The organism is Hornefia butyriciproducens, assembly GCF_009695915.1.
GTDB lineage: Bacteria > Bacillota > Clostridia > Peptostreptococcales > Anaerovoracaceae > Aminicella > Aminicella butyriciproducens.
On the sequence record NZ_VUMZ01000001.1, the window covers coordinates 68685 to 88169 of the forward strand.

Sequence of the window (19485 nt, forward strand, 5' to 3'; positions counted from 1 at the left end):
ATACCACAAAAAACTCCATTTGTTAATGGTTTTTTATCACAAATTATAATCCGCAGCGCCTGACATCGCCGGCATTCACTCCGGCCTATGCCTCTATCCTGCGATCCTCCTTTTCATACCGGTGAATCCGGGTAAAGGCCACGATGTCCAGCAGGATAACATAGAGCAGAAATATGCCGCTGGCCGCTCCGTTCCCGGAGGTGGCACAGAAGTCATAAAATCCGTGCATCAGAACCGGCATGAGGATGCTTACCCGCTGATAAAGCCGCGCCCGTTCCGGTTCCCCGCGGACGGCAAAATGCTTTGCCGTTCCGTAGTAATACCCCATGAAAATGCCGAAAATGCAGTGTCCGGGAATCGCCGTGAGCGCCCGTCCCAGCGCCACGTTCAGTCCGTATGCGAACACATAGCCCACATTCTCAAACGCCGCAAAGCCCAGAGCCGCCGCCACAGAATACACCACTGCATCGAACCGGTAGTCAAAGGCAGGATGGTTCCAACTACCTCGTTTCAGCGCGAAATGCTTGACTCCCTCCTCGGTCCAGCCCACCACAAGGAAATACAGCGCCAACCGATAGGCCAGCGAATTTTTGTAAAATACCGCCCGGAGCACGCCCTCGAAGATGCTCTCGAGCCCGCCCGCCGCTATAGCGGCGACAGCGCCGAACAGGAACAGCTTCAGAATCAATCCTCCCGGTTCTCTTTCAATCTTGTCCATCCGGTATATCCGGATCATCAGAAAAATCGGCGAAAAAGCGCCGCAAACAAAATAATCGTCATCGATAAAATTCTCTCCATTCTGCCGCGGAACAGCCGAATCCCCGGTATCTGTGAGCATCTGAATGCCGGATACCATACCGCACAGGCGCCAGAGTACCGGTTCTTTTCTTCCGGGGTTCATACAGAGACACTCCGCAGCGTGATACTGCCATTATACACGATTTTTCCGCCGTTCAACAGCAGAAATTCCGCCGTCCGGCGATTTCCCGCCATACATCGCCGCTCCGTGATCCCTGCCGTCCGGCAATTTCTCGCGACAAACTCGCACAAGTTCCGTGACAAACTCGCGCAAATATGGTATATTAGGATTTGCAATTGCATAAGACAGTTCGGAACCATCCTGTCTATAAACAAAACTACGGACTAAACGAGTATGATATGCCCGGCGTTTTTTGGTTCCCAGACGCCGGTTTTTTTCTGCTCAGAAAAGGAGAATGAAATGCTGACAAATGAACTGATTCTGATTCTTACGCTTCTCGTCGAGTACAGTGCCGTCGTGGTCTGCTACCGTCTTTTGGGGAAGCACGGACTGTATATGTGGATCGCACTGGCCACCATTGCGGCGAATATCGAGGTGCTGATTCTGGTCCGCGCTTTCGGAATGGAAATGACGCTGGGAAATATCCTATTCGCCTCCACATTCCTGGTCACCGACATCGTCAGTGAGATATACGGAAAGGAGGATTCCAAGCGGGCCGTCCGCATCGGGATAGCCACATCCCTGTGCTTTGTGGTCATCTCCTCCTCCTGGCTCCTGTACACGCCCTCCTCCGGCGACTTCGCGATGCCTGCCATCAGAACGGTCTTTTCCCATACACCGAGGCTTATGGCTGCCTCACTCGCCGTATACATCATCGTCCAGTTCTTTGACGTATGGCTCTATCACAAATGGTGGGGCTTCACCGAAAAGAGATTTCACGACAGAGACAGTTTCCTCTGGCTGCGGAACAACGGTTCCACACTGGTTTCCCAGCTGCTGAACACCGTACTCTATCCGCTCTTCGCATTTGCGGGCACTTATCCTGCGGGGACTCTGGTTTCAATCATGATTTCCTCCTACGTGATCTTCATCGTCACCAGTCTTGCGGACACACCCTTCGTATACCTTTGCCGCCGGATTTCCCGCAGACAGACGTCTGCGGAGCAGACGGCGGAATCCGAAGCGTAATCGGCGGAATCCGAGACAGACGGATTGGCGCAAAGCAGACGGCGGAATCCGGAGAATAACCGCAAACAGAAAGGAGCTGCGCACCCCCGGTCAGAGCATATCACTCTGATGCGGTTTAGCCGGTGCGGCAGCCCCTTTTTTGTCTGAAATTTATTTGTCCAGATCCGCACGAACCAGATTGATCCGGTTCTGCTTGTCGATCTCGTAAACCTTGACCATGACTTTGTCGCCGATGTTCATCACATCTTCCACTCTCTCGACACGGCCCTTCGCCATCTTGGAGATGTGAAGCAGACCTTCCTTGCCGGGCAGAACCTCGATGAATGCACCGAAGTTCATGATGCGCATAACGGTACCCTCGTAGACTTCGCCGACCTCAACGTCCTTGGTCAGAAGTTCGATGCGTCTGCGGGCCTCTTCCGCGCCTTCCATGTTCTCGGAATAGATGGTGACCAGTCCCAGATCGTCTTCGTCAATGTCGATCTTGACATTGCATTCGTCCACGATTTTGTTGATGGTCTTTCCTCCCGGTCCGATGACGATGCGGATCTTATCCGGATCGATGGTCATGGAGATGCAGCGCGGCGCATACTTGGACAGCTCCGGTCTCGGCTCCGCGATTTCCTCCTTCATGATTTCCATGATGTGCATTCTGCCTTCACGGGCCTGTCTCAGCGCCTGCTCCATGATTTCTTTGGAGAGGCCGTGAACCTTGATATCCATCTGCATGGCAGTGACGCCCACTTCCGTTCCGGTTACCTTGAAGTCCATATCGCCCATGAAATCTTCCATTCCCTGAATGTCGCTGAGAATTGCCATCTTGCTGGTTCCGTCCTCTTCCACGCGCTCAATCAGTCCCATGGCAATGCCCGCAACGGGTCTGCGGATGGGAACGCCGGCATCCATCAGTGCCAGACAGGATCCGCATGTGGAGGCCATCGACGTAGAACCATTCGAGGACAGGATATCCGAAACCACGCGTATCGCGTAGGGGAATTCTTCTTTGTCCGGGAGCACCGGCAGCAGCGCTCTCTCTGCAAGAGCTCCGTGTCCGATCTCACGGCGTCCGGGGCTGCGGGGCGGCTTCGGTTCTCCGGTGGAATATCCGGGGAAATTGTAGTGGTGAATGTAACGTTTCTCCGTCTGCTCTGTCAGTCCGTCGATGCGCTGCACTTCGGAAAGAGGCGCCAGTGTACATGCGGACAAAGCCTGGGTCTGCCCTCTCTTGAACAGTCCCGTGCCGTGTACTCTCGGCAGCAGACCCGTCTCGCACCAGACCGGACGGATCTCGTCCAGTTTTCTGTTATCCACACGCACGCCCTCGTCCAGAACCATGGCGCGCATACATTCCTTTGTGATCTGGAACAGAATACTCGCGATATCTTTTTCGCCTTCCGGGAATTCCTCCGCAAAATGCTCCTGTGTCTCCACCTCGACGGCATCCATATTGTCCAGTCTCTCCAGCTTGTCGGGAGTATGCAGCGCGGTATTCATTCTGTCCGTGGCAAAGGCTCTGACTGCTGCTTCCAGTTCTTCCGGCGGTGTGATGAGATTGATGTCCATTTTCGGCTTTCCTACCTCGGCCACCACCTCGTCGATGAAGGCAACCAGTTTCTTGATTTCCTCATGAGCATAGAAGATGGCATCCAGCATAACGCTCTCCGGCACTTCCTCCGCGCCGGCCTCTACCATCATGATAGCCTCGCCGGTTCCGGCTACCGTCAGATTGATATCGCTTACTTCTCTCTGCTCCAGCGTCGGGTTGATGACGAATTCTCCATCCACCCGTCCCACGCGAACGGATCCGGTCGGTCCGTCCCACGGAATATCGGAAATCGCCAGCGCAACCGATGATCCGATCATAGCCATGACGTCCGTCTCACAGTCCGGATCCACAGACATGACCGTCGCCACCACGCTGACGTCGTTATAGAAACCCTTGGGGAACAGCGGTCTCAGCGGTCTGTCCATCAGCCGGCAGCTGAGGATCGCTTTCTCGCTGGGTCTTCCCTCTCTGCGGATAAATCCGCCCGGAATCTTTCCCGCGGCGTACATTCTCTCCTCGTAATCACAGGTCAGCGGGAAAAAATCCGCTCCCTCTCTCGGCTCCTTGGAGGCGCACACTGTAACGTTGACGACGGACTCCCCGTATCTTACCATAACCTGTCCGTTCGCCTGCTCACACACCTTGCCTATCTCAAGCTGAAGCAGCCTTCCGCCGATCGCCATCTTAAATGTTCTGTAATCTGTAAATCTTGCCATTTCGAATAAACAACTCCTTCCTGTTTATTGCTCGTTTTTTACCATATCTACAAAAATCGGCGGGGTAGTTACCCCGCCTAAATTTTTCCAGTACTACTTTCTCAATCCTAAACGAGTGATCAGGCTTCTGTATCTTTCGATATCCGCTTCCTTCAGGTAGTTCAGAAGGTTTCTTCTCTTACCTACCATTTTCAGAAGACCTCTTCTGGAATGATGATCGTGCTTGTGCTCCTTCAGATGCTCGTTCAGCTCGTTGATTCTGGCTGTCAGAATAGCGACCTGAACCTCGGGAGAACCCGTGTCATTGTCCTTCGTAGCATATTCCTGAATAATCGCCTGCTTCTTTTCCTTTGTAATCATGTTTCTGTCTCCTTTCTGATGTCATACGCCTTCACTGAGTCACCGCCGGAGTCAGCGCGTAACCAAGCTGAAGGTAGTATTTCCGCCAATGTATTTTACCATAGGCGTTACCCTATTGCAAGAACTTTTCGCGGCGCCGGAGTCTCATTTTCACGACACCGCAGAAGGGTCTGCAACTCTGTCCGGAGGACTGATCCCGGCCGAGAATCACCACTCATCGGAATAGACGCCTGCCGGACAGCAGTTCCTAATACCGGTAATCGAAGACCCTCGTGGTCTTCTTCTCGCTCCTGGGCAGGTCTCCGATCTCCACCGCCTTAGGGATAACCGCCACACCGATACGGGATTTGACGGTCGCCTTGATCTGCGTCTCCAGTTCCTTGTAGCCATCCTTTTCCAGCCCGGTTTCCACGAACAGAGTGATCTTGTCTCTCCCGTTTTCGTGATCAATGAACACCTGATATTCACTGCTGGCGCCCTGAACCTCCTTCAGAGCGTCCTCGATCTGTCCCGGGAACATATTGACGCCGTGCACCTTGACCATGTCGTCCGTCCGTCCCAGAATCACATCTATGCGGGGCAGCGTCCGTCCGCAGGGGCAGGGAACGTCGTCCGGAATGATACGCGTCAGATCGTGAGTGCGGTAACGGATCAGCGGAGCACCCTCCTTCTGCAGAGTTGTGATGACCAGCTCACCCAGCTCACCGTCAGGCAGATTCTTTCCGGTTTTCGGATCGATAATCTCAAAATAGAAAAAATCGTCGAAGTAATGCATGCCGGTATTATATTCGCAGTTGATCGCGATTCCCGGTCCGTAGACCTCAGTCAGTCCGTAGATATCATAGAGCTCCACCCCCAGCTCATGAGCGATGCGCTCCCTCATCTTGGAGCCCCAGCGCTCCGAACCGATGACGCCCTTCCGCAGACTGAGACGGTCCCTGACTCCACGCTTCTCGATTTCCTCGGCGAGAAGCAGCGCATAGGATGAGGTGGCACAAAGCACTGTCGTATGCAGATCCTCCATGAACCGGATCTGTTTCGGCGTATTGCCCGGCCCCATGGGAACCGCCATGGCTCCCAGCCGTTCCGCTCCCAGCTGGAATCCGATGCCGGCCGTCCACAGACCGTAACCCGGCGTAATATGGATGCGGTCTTTATTCGTAATCCCCGCGATCTCATAACAGCGGCGGAACAGCTCCGCCCAGTCCTCCACGTCCTTCTGCGTGTAAGGAATGATGACCGGCGTTCCGGTGGTGCCGCTGGAGGAATGGATCCGGACAATCTTTTCCTCCGGAACCACAGAAAGGCCCAGCGGATAAGCGTCCCTCAGATCTGCCTTTTCGGAAAAAGGCAGCTTCTCAAAATCCTCCTGACTCCGGATATCCTCCGGCTCGACGCCTTCCAGCTTTTTCGCGTAGAAGCCCTTCGCTTCCTTCATTCTCTTCATCTGCGCCCGGATCTGTTCCAGCGCTTCCTGTTTCATTTTCATAGCTGATTCATTCCTTCTGCTCCCATTATGAGAGCCTTTCTGTTCATCTCCAGCAGTGACGGTCTGAGACGGGTTTCCAGCGCCTTTTCCACATCCGGAACCGTCAGCGACATCGCGCCGGTTCCGGCCATCGCGCCCACGAGAGCTACATTGGTCACCCTGGGAGAGCCGCACTCCCCGCAGATTCGTTCCACGTCTATGACAAAGCAGTGCGCAGCTTTCTGTTTCAGATACACCACCGCGTCTTCGCCCCGATATCCACTCTGTCCCAGGGAAGCCGTAACAGGTCGTACCTCCTGCCCACAGACGATCACCACTCCGTCCGGCCGGAGATATCGGAGATTCCGCGCCGCCTCCCCGGGTTCAAATCCGATGAGCACATCTGCGCTTCCCTCCGGGACAAGCGGTCCGGTGACTTTTTCTCCCGGTACCTCTCCGATACGCACATGGCTGACCACGCTGCCGCCTCTCTGCGCCATACCGATGGTTTCCGCCGTTCTTGCGTCCAGTCCCTTCGCCATGGCCGCCGCAGCGATAATCCGGGAAGCGAGCACCGTTCCCTGTCCGCCGACGCCGCACAAAAGACAATTCTTCATGATTTGCTCACCTCCATTGTAATGCAGTCCGCCGGACAGAGCTGTGCGCACAGGCCGCACCCCGTACACAGGCTGCCGTCGATGAAGGCTGTGCCGTTCTTCATGAGTACCGCCGGACAGCCGATCTCATCGATACAGGTTCTGCATCCGATGCAGTCCTTCTCCCGGACCTCCATGCACCCCTTCGGTTTTGTGACAGCGATACAGGGCGATCGGAAAATAATAGCGCGCACGCCTTCCTCCTCAGAAGCCGCCCGGACCGCTTCCTCAGAAGCCTTCAGATTCAACGGATCTACTGTCCGCACACTGGTCACGCCGACGCCCCGGAGCACCTGCTCAATATCCACGGGGCGGCTCCGGGTTCCCATCATCGTAAGCCCGATTCCGGGATGGGGCTGATGCCCTGTCATCGCCGTAGTGGAATTATCCAGCACGGCGAGAATCATATCCGCCTGGTTATACACTGCGTTGACCACACCTGTGATTCCGCTGGCGAAGAATGTGGAGTCTCCGACAAAGGCAAAGCACAGCGTATCAGGATCCACGTGCCGGATTCCCTGCGCCATGGTGATTCCGGCTCCCATGCACAAGCAGGTATCTACCATGTCCAGAGGAGCCGCATTCCCCAGGGTATAGCAGCCGATGTCGCCGCAGTATACCGATTTTCTCCCTGCTGTCGCACGTTTCACCGCATAAAACGCTCCCCGGTGAGGGCAGCCCGCACAGAGCACCGGCGGCCGAACCGGCATCTCCGGCGCATCCGGAAATTCTCCCGGTTTCAGCGTTCCCCGGATTCCGAAGTTCTTCTCCAGGCACTGCTGAATCTTAAGGGCAGACAATTCTCCCGCCACAGGAACAGAGCCTGTCCGCTTTCCCAGAACCTTCCCTGTCCGCTGCCCGCTTCCGCACAGCTCCGTCAGCGCATCTTCAATATATGGATCCAGTTCCTCGAACACGATGGTCTGCTCCGTCGCATTCAGAAATTTTTCCGCCAGTTTCCGGGGGAACGGATATGGTGAAGCGATTTCCAGAAGAGTGAATTTCTCCTCATATCCTTCGATTTCCGCAATCGCATCTCTCACATAGGCGCAGCTGATTCCGCCGCAGGCGATACCGATGGGGCCGGATCCGCTGATGCGGTTTTCCCGATATCCTGAAAACTCCTCCTCAAGCAGCTTCTCCCGGGCAATCAGTTTCTTTTTGTTCTCATAGGAAAGCCGTGGGAAGATGACCCATCGCGGATCCTTCTCGAAGCCGGATGCTCCCCCGGGAGCATGAATTTCAGGAACATCGATGACCGCACATGAATGACAGACGCGGGTGGTGCTCCGCAGGATCACAGGGCAGCCTTTTTCCTCAGAGAGAACAAAGGCATCCTGTGTCAGGCGGAACGCCTGCTCCGGAGAATTGCAGTCCAGCACCGGAATATGGGCGAACCGTCCGAAGCTCCGGGTGTCCTGCTCCGTCTGCGAGGAAATCGGTCCGGGGTCATCCGCTACATAGATGACCATTCCGCCGCGAACCCCCAGATAATTGACACACATGACCGGATCCGCCGCCACATTGAGCCCCATCTGCTTCATGGTGACCATAGACCGTGCTCCGCTGCAGGACGCACCCGCCGCGACCTCCGCGGCCGCCTTCTCATTTACCGACCACTCCACATAGACGCCGCCCGGATTCCTCTTCGCAACGGTTTCCAGTGCCTCAGTCGAGGGCGTGCCCGGATAGCCGCAGACCACCTGAACGCCAGCCGCCAGCGCTCCCAGCGCTACAGCTTCATTTCCCATCAGAAGTTCCTTCATCACCTGTCCTCCCGGTTCTCATCATCGTCCGGCATCGCTTTCTCTTTCCGCGCCGCCGCGGAAAATTCCTGCTCCTGCCGTTCCTGCTCCGCAAGCATCTCGTGGTATTCCTTCGCTTCCCTGCAGTCGCGGACGATCTGCTCTGAAAGTTCCTTCACATCATCGAACCGGACCTCATCCCGGGTCTTCTTCAGGAACTCCACGATAATCTTTTTTCCGTACAGTTCGCGGTCAAAATCGAAGATATGCGTCTCCACATTTTTTCCGTACCGCCCGATGGTCGGCTTGTTTCCCACATTCGTCACACTCGGATAGCGAACACCGTTGTAATCGCAGTAGGTCACATAGACGCCGTTGGGTGGCGTGACCATATCGGGATCGATGACGAGATTAGACGTCGGAAATCCCAGCTTGCGTCCGAGCCGGTTTCCAACAACGACCTCGCCTCCGATTTCATAATTTCTGCCCATATAGGTTTTGCAGCGCTCCACCTGACCTGAAGCGATCATTGTCCGGATCAGCGAGCTGCTCACCACGTTTCCCTTAATCCTGTAGGCCGGCATCTCGTAAACCGTGAAGCCGCGGTCAATTCCGATGTTTTCCAGAACTCTCGGATTTCCTGCCGCCTCCTTACCGAACCGATAGTTAAAACCGCAGAACGCCGCTTTCATATGTAAACGGTTCAGCAGAATCTCCTCAATAAAGCTCACCGGATCCATATTCATAATCTCTTTGGTAAACGGGATGTTAATCAGATAGTCCACCCCCAGTGATTCGATGATCTCCGCTTTTTCATTTTTGTACAAAATAGACTTTACTTTCTTCGCCTTAGGCAGCAAGTCTCTGGGATGATTGGAAAAAGTAAAGACCGCAGATTTCAGTTCTCTCTGCTTCGCACATTCCACCGCCTTGCTGATCAGCTTCTGGTGCCCCAGATGCACGCCGTCAAAATTTCCCAGCGCGACTGCCGCCGGCTCCATATCTCTGATCTCATCGAGTTCTTCAAAAATAATCAAATCAGTCAACCTCTCGTATAAAAAATCTTGTCTGCCTTTACGTTCTCATAAGCTTCATCCGCAAATACCACGCCCAGGAAAGTCTTCTTTCCCTCCACCGGTCCGAACGCTCTGTAGGCCCGGCGGAATTCCGGGCGTATCGGCAGCGGAAACTCTTTATTCCGGTATTCCGGCTCGCTTCCGAATGTGCAGTGATCGATCCATACCGGAAGCCCGTTAAGAAGACGTCTGGCGTCGTATTCCTGTACCTCCAGTTCACCGAAATGGACCAGCGGATCCGGAATATTCAGCAGAAGCCGCTCCCGATGTTCTTTGTCCATCATCGCCAGCTCCGCCAGCTCTACCGCATCTTCAATTTTGAATGCACCGGAAGCCTCACGTATCAGCGCGGACATTGCTCCGTAAACGCCCAGGCGCTCTCCCGCCTCTTCACAGATGGCGCGGATGTACGTTCCTTTGGAGCACCTCACAGAAAAAGTCACGGTACTCTCGTATCCGCGACCCAGATCCATCGCCTCAATTGCAAGACGGTCGATATAAATTTTCCTCGCTTTTACTTCTGCCGTTTCTCCGGCACGAGCGTACTCATACAGTTTTTTCCCATTCACACGTACCGCGGAATACATCGGGGGCGTCTGGGAAATCACGCCGTGAAAAGCTGCGAACGCCGCCTCCACGTCTTCCCGGCGAATCAGATTCACTCTCTCCGGAGAAACCCGCGCCGTTTCCTGCCCCCAGACGTCCTGGGTATCCATTCTGCGGCCCAGCTTCATGCTGCAGCGGTACTCCTTCAGATCCAGATCCAGATATTCCATAATGCGGGTCGCCCGTCCCACGCACACCGGCAGAACCCCTGTCGCCATGGGATCCAGCGTACCTGTATGGCCGATCCTGCGAATACCGAAAATCCGGCGGACCTGTGCCACCACATCGTGAGAAGTCATATTCTGCTGCTTATTGATTATAATAATTCCGTCATTTGTCATATCGTTCAAGATTCTCCAGAGCCGCCGCGCGCATCTTTTCCTCTGCCTCACGCAGAGTGCAGTGCAGCGTGCATCCGGCCGCTTTTTTGTGTCCTCCGCCGTTAAACGCCGCCGCGATCTCCGCTACGTCCCCGACGCTCTTCGCCCGAAGACTGACCTTGCAGAGACGCTCTTCCTCTTCCTTGATGAAGACCGCGATCTGTACGCCGTCGATAGACCGCAGTTCTGCGACGACCCCTTCTGTCTCCTCCATCAGTGCGCCGGTTTCTTTCAGCATTTCCTGTGTAACAAAGCCTATGCAGAGACGGCCGCCGCCGTACAGTGTGATATTCTCCAGCACACGGGCCCGGATTTTCAGTTTTTCCAGTCTCACAGTCTCATAGATTTTCACGCTGACTCCGTTGGCGTCCAGTCCGGAGTCATACAGAGACGCCACGATCTCATGGGTTTCCTTTGTCGTATTGGAATACTGGAAATTTCCGGAATCCGTGGTGATAGCCGCAAACAGGGCTTCACCCGTTTCTCTGTCGATTTCCTGTCCCATCGCGCAGATTACTTTATAGATCAGTTCCCCAGTGGCGCATGCTCCCGGGTCGATGAGGTTGTACCGGCAGAAGGGATCGGAGGTGGCGTGATGATCGATGCACATCGTCGTCTTTCCTCGCATAAACGCCTCCCTGCGTTTCGGGAACCGTCCGGCATCACCGCAGTCCACGCAGACGCACAGATCCGGTTCCCCGATCCGGTCAGCATCGAAGGTGCAGTATCCGCGGTCGAGAAATGCGAGATTGTCCGGAATTTTATCCTCCAGGAGCACAAAGGCTTCCCTGCCCATGCGCCGCAGCACATGGCACAGCGCCGCAGCGGATCCCAGTGCGTCCCCGTCCATATTGATGTGGGGAAACAGGAGAATCCGCTCCGCGCCGGACAGAACCCCGCTGATTGTCTTCAGACTGTCGTTATTCATCATTATGCTCCAGTTCCCGGATTACTTCGTCTATGTGCCGTCCGTACTCCATGGACCGATCTATTTTGAAAATCAGCTCAGGCACATGACGCAGCTTGATTTCCTTTCCGATTTCCCGGCGGATCAGTCCCCTGGCGCTTTCCAGTCCTTCAATCGCCTGTGCCTGACGTTCGTGTTCCCTTTCCTCATCTCCGGAGGTATCCAGAATCGTCACGTAGCACGTGGCATAGCTGTTATCCCGGGTCACGTCAACGCCGGTAATACTGATCATGCCCGACAATCTCGGGTCCTTCAGCTCCCGGAGCAGCATCCGGCTGATGATTTTCCGTATTTCCTCACCGATCCGTCCCTGTCTGTAACCTTTTCCCATAATTATCACCGTTTATCTTCATCGTTCAATTTCCATCCGGCTGTCGTTCGATCACTGCCCGTCTGCCATCCGGCTATCGTTCGATTTCCACCATCGTAAAGCACTCGATGACATCACCGATCTTCACGTCGTTATAGTCTTCGATACCGATTCCGCATTCATAACCCTGAGCAACTTCCTTCGCATCGTCCTTGAATCTCTTCAAAGAGGAAATCCTTCCCTCGTGAATGACGATACCGTCACGCACCAGACGGATATCCTCGTTCCGGACGACCTTGCCCTCCGTGATATAAGCTCCGGCCACAACGCCCACTCCGGGCACCTTGAACGTATCCCGGATCTCGGCCTTGCCCAGAACCTCTTCCCGGTATTCCGGATCCAGCATGCCCTTCATCGCGGCCTCCACATCGTTGATTACATCGTAGATGACGCGGTAGAGACGAATCTCCACGCCCTTCTGATCCGCCATCGTGGTCACCGCAGTGCTCGGCCGTACGTTGAATCCGATAATGACCGCATCGGAGGTTTCCGCCAGCATGATGTCGGATTCGGATACCGTGCCGACGCCGGAATGCACCACATTCACCTTGACATTCTCGTTATTCAGTTTCTCCAGCGAAGAATTCAGCGCTCCCACGGAGCCCTGGACATCACCCTTGATAATCAGGTTCAGTTCCTTGACATCTCCCTCCTGAATCTGGCTGAACAGTTTGTCCAGTGTCATTGAGGAATTCTTTGCAAGAACCTCTTCACGCAGTTTCTCCTGACGGCGGGCAGCGATCTCGCGCGCCACCTTGTCGTCACGAACCGCATTGAATTCGTCTCCGGCCTGCGGCACATCGGTCAGACCCAGAATTTCCACCGCAGTGGCCGGGCCTGCCTTTTTAATGGCCTCTCCTTTGTCATTCACCATCAGTCTGATCCTTCCGGAGCAGGTTCCGGCAACGATGCTCTGACCCGCCTGAAGGGTTCCGTTCAGAACCAGCAGAGATGCAACAGGGCCCTTGGCTCTGTCCAGCCGCGCTTCGATAACCGATCCCATAGCCAGACGGTTCGGATTCGCTTTCAGTTCCAGAACCTCCGCCTGCAGCAGAATCATTTCCAGAAGGTTCGTGATGCCCTCTCCGGTCTTGGCCGATACCGGCACGCTGATCACATCGCCGCCCCAGTCTTCAACCAGAACGCCGTGGTCAGCCAGATCCTTTTTGACAAGATCGGGATTGGCACCGGGCTTGTCCATTTTATTGATCGCGACAATGATCGGAACGCCCGCCGCCTTCGCATGGCTGATGGATTCAACCGTCTGCGGCTTGACGCTGTCATCCGCCGCGACAACCAGCACAGCAATATCCGTCACATGGGCGCCTCTGGCGCGCATGGCAGTAAATGCCTCGTGCCCCGGCGTATCGAGGAACACGATCTTCTGACCGTTGATGCTGACCTCGGATGCACCGATCGCCTGTGTGATTCCGCCGGACTCAGTGGACGTGACGTTTGTCTTCCGGATCGCGTCCAGCAGAGAAGTCTTTCCGTGGTCGACATGGCCCATTACCGTAATAATCGGCGGACGCGGCTTCAGATCCTTCTCTCTGTCCTTGAAGTCCTCGATGCCTTCTTCTTTCTCTTCCTCTTCAACCTGTCCGACGACCACGCTGATTCCCAGGTCATCTGCCAGTACCATCAGAGTATCTTCATCGATATTCTGGTTGATATTAGCCATAATACCCAGCTTCATCAGCGTCATGATCACTTTGGATGTGGAGACTTCCGCCTGCTCGCAGAATCCGGCTACCGTGATCGGCACGTTCACACGGATAGTGCCCTCCGGCAGCGTTTCTTCGACGACCTCCTCGACCACTTCCTGTTTCGGCTTGGTGTATTTCTTTCTTTCCTTTTTCTCCAGCGATTTCTTCTCAAACTTGGAGAATTTATTGCGATCGTCACGGCGTACGTGGCTGCGGCGGTCGTCACGACGGCCTTTTCCGCTCCTGCTGTCGCCGGTTCCTGCCGCCGGTGCGGCCGAACGGTTTCCTCCGCCATTGCGCTGCGGACGATTTCCTCCGCGGGAATCACGGCCTTCACCGCCTTCCGCGCCGCCTCTCCGGCGGTTTCCGCGTTCGTCACCGTTCTTTTTCGTCCGACGGTCGTTCTTTCTGTCATTTCCGGTCCTCCGGCCGCTGCGGTCGGAGGATTTGCGTCCGTCATCGCTCTTACGTCCGTCTGAAGACTTCTTCGCAGCCTCTGCCTTCTTCTGATCCTTCGCTCTGGAGATAATCTTGATGCGCGGCATACTTGCACGCTCTGACGCCACGGTCTTGACGACGTGCTCCTTCTTCACTTCTTTTGTCTCTGCGGGCGCCTTTGTTTCCTTTGCGTCCCCGGCTTCCGGATGTTCTGCCGCCTTCTTATCCTGTACAGCCTTAACGGCTTCCTTCTTTGCCGGCGCCTGCTTCTCTGCGGCAGGCTTTGCGGCTGCGGTTTTCTCTGCCGGTTTCTTTGCAGGGGCCGCCTTCTTCTCAGGTTCCGGCTTTTTCCCGGATTTCTTTTCCGGTTCTTTTTCCGGAGCTTTCTTCACCGAGGGAGTTTCCTTTGTATCCGCAGAATGTTTTTCGACAGATGAATCCTCCACAACCGGCTTCACCGGGGCTGTATCCGTCTTACCCTCCGCCTTGGCCTTTTCCCTTCTGGCCAGCATTTCCTCGTTGACCAGCGGCTTCCCGACAGGGGGTTTCTTTTTGTTCGCCAGAAACTCTTCATCCACGATCGGGCGTCCCACCGGCACCTTGCGTCCGCTGGATGTGCTCTTTGCGGCAGGCTTCCCGGCCCCGCTCTTTATCTTATCTATATCGGCATCCGACAATGCACTCATGTGGTTTTTCACGTCGATGCCGAGGCTCTCCGCCTTTCCGATAAGGTCCTTGCTCGAGACACCCATCTCTCTGGCAAGTTCAAATACCTTTTTCGTCATTAGAACACCTCTCTTTCTGATTGTATGCGGTCAATCTCCTGTCGGATCACGCTGGCGAAATTGCTGTCTGTAATGGCGAACACACTGCTTTCGCCTCTGCCCGTGATCCCTGATAATTCTTTCTTTGTACCGAAAATTCTTACGTCTGTTCCATTCGTCCTGCATTTCTGAGACATTTTTTTCACGGTGTTCATCGATGAATCTTCCGCAACAATCAATAATCTGACTCGTCTCTTTTCAATCAGCGACAGACATGTATTATATCCGGTCTGCAGCCTGCCTGCCTTTGTGGCAAACCCCAGATAACCGGACAGTTTATTGCTCAGCATTCAGCAGCTCCTCAAAAATCCGATCTATGGTTTCGCCGGAAAAATTCTGTTTGAAATTTCTCTGCAGTGCGTTTTTCTTTTTCGCCAGGGCAGCGCATTCTCTGTTGCGACAAAGGTATACACCCCGTCCCTTTGCCTTTCCTCCCGGGTCCACGCTCAGCTCCCCTTCGTAAAAAGCTATGCGGATCAGGTCCTGCTTCGGCTTTGATTCCATGCACCCGATGCATCGGCGCATGGGCACTCTGTTCCTGTCGCTACTCTTCTTTCTGCTCAACCGTTTCACCCACCTCTTCGTCAGGCTCTTCTACGGCCGCTGCGTCTTCAGCATCTCCGGGTTCCTCCGGTTCTGCGGCGTCTTCTGCTTCTTCCTCTGCCGGTTCGGCGATATCCTCCGGTTCCTCGTCAGGAGCCTCCGGCTCTTCATCTTCCGATATCTCAGTCGGCTCTTCCTCCGTAAGTTCTTCCTCATAATCCGCCGCCGGCACTTCCGGTGATTCCTCCTGCGGGAACTCCTCATCGTACCCGGCCTCTTCCGGCTCTTCCTCGTACCCGGCCTCTTCCAGTTCTTCCTCGTATTCCGCCTCGGCAGCCGCAAGAGCCTCCTCATACTGCGTATGACTCATGATGTCTATTTTCCATCCGCTGACTTTCGCAGCAAGGCGCACGTTCTGCCCCTGCTTGCCGATAGCCAGAGAAAGCTGATAATCGGGAACGATCGCTGTTGCCGTCTTCTCTTCCTCGTCCTCGATGATCACTTCTTCCACCGTAGCCGGACTCAGCACATTGGCGATCAGTTCCTCCGGAGAATCGCTCCAGAAAATGATGTCGATCTTCTCACCGTTCAGTTCATCCACAACGGACTGAACACGGCTGCCCCTGGTTCCGACGCAGGCGCCTACCGGATCGACGTTCTCATCCTCTGAATAAACCGCCATCTTGGTCCGTGATCCGGCCTCCCTGGCAATTCCTCTGATTTCCACTGTACCGTCCTGGATCTCCGGAACCTCCAGTTCAAACAGCATCTTCACCAGTCCCGGATGCGATCTGGATAGGAATACCTGCGGACCTTTGGTAGTCTTCTTGACATCCATGATATAGACCTTCAGGCGCTGGTGTACCTTGAAATGCTCTCCGGGAACCTGCTCGTTCGCGGAAAGAATTCCCTCCGCACGCCCGATATTGATAAACATGGTCTCGCCGCTCTTTCTCTGAACGGTTCCTGTTATGATTTCTCCCTGACGGGTGATGAAATCGTCATACACCATGCCGCGTTCCGCCTCGCGGATTCTCTGAACCACCACCTGTTTGGCGGTCTGTGCGGCGATACGGCCGAAATCTCTGGGCGTCACGGCAAACTCGATCGCGTCGCCGATCTCATAGCGAGGGTCGATTTCATGCGCCTCTTCGAGAGACATCTGAATCATATCGTCCTCGATATCCTCTTCCGCCACGATATCCTTCCGCATCAGCACCGCGATTTCACCGTCGTCCGGATCAATGACCACACGGACGTTCTGCGCCGTTCCGTAATTTTTTTTGTATGCGGAGACCAGCGCCGACTCAATGGTTTCCAGCAGGACATCCTTGGAAATGTGTTTTTCCTTCTCGAGCTGCTCCATGGCCTCGATAAATTCTCTGTTCATCTATGGTTACCTCCAATTAATATTTCAAAAGATCACGGCAAGGCTGGTCTTTGCCACCTGCTCCAGCGGAAAGGACAGTTCTGCGCCGTCTTCGGGCTGAATCGCAACGCATCCGTCCCTCAGGCCGAGCAGAACGCCCTGAAACTCTTTGCTTCCCTCAAAATTCCTGTACAGCTTCACATCGACGATCCGTCCCGCAAAGCGTTCATAATCCTTCTTCTCGAAGAGCTGCCGGTCCATCCCCGGAGAACTGACTTCAAGAATGTAATTCTGCTGAATGGGATCTTCCTCATCCAGCCGGTCGGACAGGTAACGGCTGACCTTCTCGCAGTCGTCTGTACTCACATATACGTCCGTCCCATCCTGCTCTTTCTGCAGTTTATCGATATAGACCCGCAGGTACCAGTCATGGCCCTCCCTGCGAAATTCAACATTATACAGCTCCAGGCCCTGATCGGCCAGAAAGTCTGCCGTCAGCCGGCCGACGAGCTCTTTCATCGATTCCTTTGCCATTGATACTCCCTCTAACAAAATTGAAAGAGTGGGTTTCGCCCACTCTTGCTGCCTGCCAGTATAAAATTCCAGCACATTTACCTTATCACAAATCCCGGTCCATGTCAATGAAAATACTGAAAATAACTGATTTTGCGGCGCCGCACAGCAAAATTCATGCTGAGCGGCGCGATGCCGACCCAGCGGCATATATACCGCATGACGCACAGCCGCGCTCCGGCAATTGCATGTTCCGTCCCCGCAAAGTGCCGGAGCGGGTTATCTGACCTTCACTTTCACCGAAATCCGTACTCCGTTCTGTGCATAAACATAAATATGACAGATTCCTTTACGTTTTCCCCTGACCACTCCCTTATTGCTGACAGAAGCCACGCCGGAATCAGATGATTCATACCGAAGGCCGCGATGAGTTTTCAGTCTCCGTTTTCCGGAGGCTCTGGTCTGATGAATTTTAAGTCTGTACTTTTTGCCGATCTTCAGTTTCTTCAGAGCGGTCTGAGTTTTCTTCGCGCTGACAAGTTTCAGCGATTTGACATTCGTATACTTTCCGCCTGCAGTACACACATGGACAGTTTTTGATGCCGCAAGGATATTATCATTCTGATCAGCTGCGAAAACAAGGAACTTGTACCAGGAGCCCTTCTTTATTTTTTTCTTCGCAGCAGAGTTAACCTTCAGGTCTGACCCTGATACAACAGCGATTTTTTTGTACCTGTATTTTTTTCCGCACCTGTTTCCGTAGATGATATATTTTTTCGCGCCTTTCATCTTTTTCCAGGAAAGCTTAACAGAGTGCCTGCTCTGAGACGTTGATTTAAACTGCAGGAGATGATACGGGGATCCTTTGAGTTCGTCGGAGCCGATTTCGGCGACAGCCGCGTCCAGCTCTTCAGTGGTCAGCATTGTACCGGGCACTCCGTTTGCTCTTCCCGCATCATTATCCGAAGCCATGGAAGCTCCGGCCATACCTGAACTGACGGCAGTCTCTTCAACAGCATCAAAAAAAGTCACGCTGTATCTGATTGTATCGTCAGCCGCCCCGGTAATCTCCACCATGTACCGATCCCCGGCGTTATATCCTTCAACTCCGTCCGGGCGGAAAATGATACAGCCGGGTTTTCCATATTCATCATTATCGACGTTGAAATATTTTCCGGAATCCGACGCCTCATATGCGTCAGTTCCCCTGAAGGTCCATACTTTCCCGTCGGAAATACGTGTCAGCGTGACTGCAACATTTTCCTTTGTAACCCTCTGTCCGACAGAAATGCTCCAGGGTTCGTCTCCATGAAAATACTCAACCGGCATATTCTGTGCCGGCCAGGCCACTCCGGTCTGCGTTCCGCGCCCGGACATATCCACAGCATACATCGCATAATAGCCGTCCGCAGTTCCGAATCCCGCAGTTCCCATCGACGGATTCAACAGCCACCTGCGGTGTCCCACCTTCGAAATATTCGATCCATCACTGTCATCGCTCCATGCAAGCACAGCCGTATTGAGGCTTCCGTATCCGCACGCCAGGTTGGAAGAGCAGCAGCCCCGTACCCCGTCATTCCAGTCCGTGTCTGACATAGAGCCGGGCTTGCTTCTGTTCTCCGCCGGCGTGTGGGTCAGCTCCCCAATGGAATAACTGACAAAGGCCGCTGCCTGAGCCAGATTCCCCTGCTCATCGCTCAGCGTCACTTCATCCAGCCCCGCCGCATAACGCATGCTGTTCACCATTGCCAGCGCTGATCGTTTTCCGGCATCACTGAGGGCTCCCCGTTTCGTGTTTTTTACAGGCATGACATCAAATGCGGTTGGTATCGCAGCATATGCATTGTTTTTCCTTATGTATTCCCTGATTTCACTTTGTGTATGAACAGTTACTTCAGGGCCTGTTTCAGCATACGCCGGCAGTTTACTGGCATTCATGAAAAAAAAGCACACCACTGCCAATATAGCAATGAAGAAGGCGGAACTGCGCCCGCCGCAGATATTTCTTTGTTCGCTGTCCATATGTACTTCCTCCACAAACACTTATTCAGCATTGCCTCATGGTAATGCAGCTCCCTGAATAAAATTTTATCGACAATTTCTCGTCAAGTCAAATATATTCTTTGTATTATTGATATTTCAAGCATATTCAATAGCTGAGCACGCATTAATAAAAATATTCCCGCGCATTTTACACGAGAATATTGAAAATAACTGATTTTCAGCGCACCCCGGCGGCATATATACCGGCCGG

The 19485-nt window shown here is 54.0% G+C and carries 17 protein-coding genes; 1 reads left to right on the forward strand and 16 read right to left on the reverse strand.

The features are described 5' to 3' along the window. Nucleotides 1-85: 85 nt before the first annotated feature. A complete protein-coding gene (locus FYJ64_RS00320; RefSeq protein ID WP_154573263.1) occupies nucleotides 86-901 on the reverse strand; it encodes a PrsW family intramembrane metalloprotease in 816 nt (271 codons plus the stop codon). A gap of 318 nt (nucleotides 902-1219) precedes the next feature. Here FYJ64_RS00320 and FYJ64_RS00325 point away from each other — a divergent pair, with 318 nt between their 5' ends. Continuing rightward, the gene (locus FYJ64_RS00325) at nucleotides 1220-1948 is read left to right on the forward strand and encodes a queuosine precursor transporter (RefSeq protein WP_407928750.1); all 729 of its coding nucleotides are present in this window, start codon (nucleotides 1220-1222) and stop codon (nucleotides 1946-1948) included. A 150-nt stretch (nucleotides 1949-2098) separates the two neighbouring features. Here the strand turns inward: FYJ64_RS00325 and FYJ64_RS00330 are convergent, their stop codons facing one another. The 15 genes from FYJ64_RS00330 to FYJ64_RS00400 form a co-directional block, all read right to left on the reverse strand. Beyond that, entirely contained in the window at nucleotides 2099-4210 is a 2112-nt protein-coding gene (locus FYJ64_RS00330) for a polyribonucleotide nucleotidyltransferase (protein WP_154573264.1), read from the reverse strand. A 93-nt stretch (nucleotides 4211-4303) separates the two neighbouring features. Beyond that, nucleotides 4304-4570: a 30S ribosomal protein S15 gene (rpsO, locus tag FYJ64_RS00335; RefSeq protein WP_154573265.1), complete on the reverse strand. Its 267-nt coding sequence runs from the start codon at nucleotides 4568-4570 to the stop codon at nucleotides 4304-4306. A 247-nt stretch (nucleotides 4571-4817) separates the two neighbouring features. Then, a complete protein-coding gene (locus FYJ64_RS00340; RefSeq protein ID WP_154573266.1) occupies nucleotides 4818-6059 on the reverse strand; it encodes a phenylacetate--CoA ligase family protein in 1242 nt (413 codons plus the stop codon). Beyond that, nucleotides 6056-6655, reverse strand: coding sequence for a 2-oxoacid:acceptor oxidoreductase family protein (locus FYJ64_RS00345; protein ID WP_154573267.1), 600 nt, complete (start codon nucleotides 6653-6655; stop codon nucleotides 6056-6058). Before FYJ64_RS00345 ends, FYJ64_RS00340 begins: the two co-directional genes overlap by 4 nt. Next, nucleotides 6652-8460: an indolepyruvate ferredoxin oxidoreductase subunit alpha gene (iorA, locus tag FYJ64_RS00350; protein WP_235897061.1), complete on the reverse strand. Its 1809-nt coding sequence runs from the start codon at nucleotides 8458-8460 to the stop codon at nucleotides 6652-6654. Before iorA ends, FYJ64_RS00345 begins: the two co-directional genes overlap by 4 nt. Further along, nucleotides 8460-9476: a bifunctional riboflavin kinase/FAD synthetase gene (locus tag FYJ64_RS00355; RefSeq protein ID WP_154573268.1), complete on the reverse strand. Its 1017-nt coding sequence runs from the start codon at nucleotides 9474-9476 to the stop codon at nucleotides 8460-8462. Before FYJ64_RS00355 ends, iorA begins: the two co-directional genes overlap by 1 nt. A 5-nt stretch (nucleotides 9477-9481) precedes the next feature. Further along, complete coding sequence (gene truB, locus FYJ64_RS00360; protein ID WP_154573269.1) at nucleotides 9482-10462, reverse strand: tRNA pseudouridine(55) synthase TruB; 981 nt, start codon at nucleotides 10460-10462, stop codon at nucleotides 9482-9484. Continuing rightward, nucleotides 10452-11432 carry a DHH family phosphoesterase gene (locus FYJ64_RS00365; RefSeq protein ID WP_154573270.1) on the reverse strand — a complete coding sequence of 327 codons (981 nt, stop codon included), beginning with the start codon at nucleotides 11430-11432 and terminating at the stop codon, nucleotides 10452-10454. Before FYJ64_RS00365 ends, truB begins: the two co-directional genes overlap by 11 nt. Continuing rightward, on the reverse strand, nucleotides 11422-11799 hold the full coding sequence (gene rbfA / locus FYJ64_RS00370) for a 30S ribosome-binding factor RbfA (RefSeq protein WP_154573271.1): 378 nt from the start codon (nucleotides 11797-11799) through the stop codon (nucleotides 11422-11424). The genes FYJ64_RS00365 and rbfA overlap by 11 nt, the downstream gene beginning before the upstream one ends. 73 nt (nucleotides 11800-11872) lie before the next feature. Then, on the reverse strand, nucleotides 11873-14767 hold the full coding sequence (infB, locus tag FYJ64_RS00375; protein WP_154573272.1) for a translation initiation factor IF-2: 2895 nt from the start codon (nucleotides 14765-14767) through the stop codon (nucleotides 11873-11875). Continuing rightward, nucleotides 14767-15096, reverse strand: a complete 330-nt coding sequence (locus FYJ64_RS00380; RefSeq protein WP_154573273.1) for a L7Ae/L30e/S12e/Gadd45 family ribosomal protein — start codon at nucleotides 15094-15096, stop codon at nucleotides 14767-14769. The genes infB and FYJ64_RS00380 overlap by 1 nt, the downstream gene beginning before the upstream one ends. After that, complete coding sequence (gene rnpM / locus FYJ64_RS00385; RefSeq protein ID WP_235897062.1) at nucleotides 15083-15370, reverse strand: RNase P modulator RnpM; 288 nt, start codon at nucleotides 15368-15370, stop codon at nucleotides 15083-15085. Before rnpM ends, FYJ64_RS00380 begins: the two co-directional genes overlap by 14 nt. Further along, the gene (gene nusA, locus FYJ64_RS00390; protein WP_154573274.1) at nucleotides 15351-16739 is read right to left on the reverse strand and encodes a transcription termination factor NusA; all 1389 of its coding nucleotides are present in this window, start codon (nucleotides 16737-16739) and stop codon (nucleotides 15351-15353) included. The genes rnpM and nusA overlap by 20 nt, the downstream gene beginning before the upstream one ends. A gap of 24 nt (nucleotides 16740-16763) precedes the next feature. Then, complete coding sequence (locus FYJ64_RS00395) at nucleotides 16764-17252, reverse strand: ribosome maturation factor RimP (protein WP_206045487.1); 489 nt, start codon at nucleotides 17250-17252, stop codon at nucleotides 16764-16766. A 258-nt stretch (nucleotides 17253-17510) separates the two neighbouring features. Further along, nucleotides 17511-19040, reverse strand: coding sequence for a CAP domain-containing protein (locus FYJ64_RS00400; protein ID WP_154573276.1), 1530 nt, complete (start codon nucleotides 19038-19040; stop codon nucleotides 17511-17513). Between the last annotated feature and the right edge of the window lie 445 nt (nucleotides 19041-19485).

Excerpts from the sequence above, each read along its gene's own strand:
- FYJ64_RS00320 (WP_154573263.1), bottom strand. The coding sequence starts at position 901 with ATGAACCCCGGAAGAAAAGAACCGGTACTCTGGCGCCTGTGCGGTATG.
- FYJ64_RS00325 (WP_407928750.1), top strand. The coding sequence starts at position 1,220 with ATGCTGACAAATGAACTGATTCTGATTCTTACGCTTCTCGTCGAGTAC.
- iorA (WP_235897061.1), bottom strand. The coding sequence starts at position 8,460 with ATGAAGGAACTTCTGATGGGAAATGAAGCTGTAGCGCTGGGAGCGCTG.
- infB (WP_154573272.1), bottom strand. The coding sequence starts at position 14,767 with ATGACGAAAAAGGTATTTGAACTTGCCAGAGAGATGGGTGTCTCGAGC.
- nusA (WP_154573274.1), bottom strand. The coding sequence starts at position 16,739 with ATGAACAGAGAATTTATCGAGGCCATGGAGCAGCTCGAGAAGGAAAAA.
- rpsO (WP_154573265.1), bottom strand. The coding sequence starts at position 4,570 with ATGATTACAAAGGAAAAGAAGCAGGCGATTATTCAGGAATATGCTACG.
- FYJ64_RS00400 (WP_154573276.1), bottom strand. The coding sequence starts at position 19,040 with ATGCCTGTAAAAAACACGAAACGGGGAGCCCTCAGTGATGCCGGAAAA.
- FYJ64_RS00380 (WP_154573273.1), bottom strand. The coding sequence starts at position 15,096 with ATGCTGAGCAATAAACTGTCCGGTTATCTGGGGTTTGCCACAAAGGCA.
- FYJ64_RS00345 (WP_154573267.1), bottom strand. The coding sequence starts at position 6,655 with ATGAAGAATTGTCTTTTGTGCGGCGTCGGCGGACAGGGAACGGTGCTC.
- FYJ64_RS00395 (WP_206045487.1), bottom strand. The coding sequence starts at position 17,252 with ATGGCAAAGGAATCGATGAAAGAGCTCGTCGGCCGGCTGACGGCAGAC.
- FYJ64_RS00340 (WP_154573266.1), bottom strand. The coding sequence starts at position 6,059 with ATGAAAATGAAACAGGAAGCGCTGGAACAGATCCGGGCGCAGATGAAG.
- rbfA (WP_154573271.1), bottom strand. The coding sequence starts at position 11,799 with ATGGGAAAAGGTTACAGACAGGGACGGATCGGTGAGGAAATACGGAAA.
- FYJ64_RS00365 (WP_154573270.1), bottom strand. The coding sequence starts at position 11,432 with ATGATGAATAACGACAGTCTGAAGACAATCAGCGGGGTTCTGTCCGGC.
- FYJ64_RS00330 (WP_154573264.1), bottom strand. The coding sequence starts at position 4,210 with ATGGCAAGATTTACAGATTACAGAACATTTAAGATGGCGATCGGCGGA.
- truB (WP_154573269.1), bottom strand. The coding sequence starts at position 10,462 with ATGACAAATGACGGAATTATTATAATCAATAAGCAGCAGAATATGACT.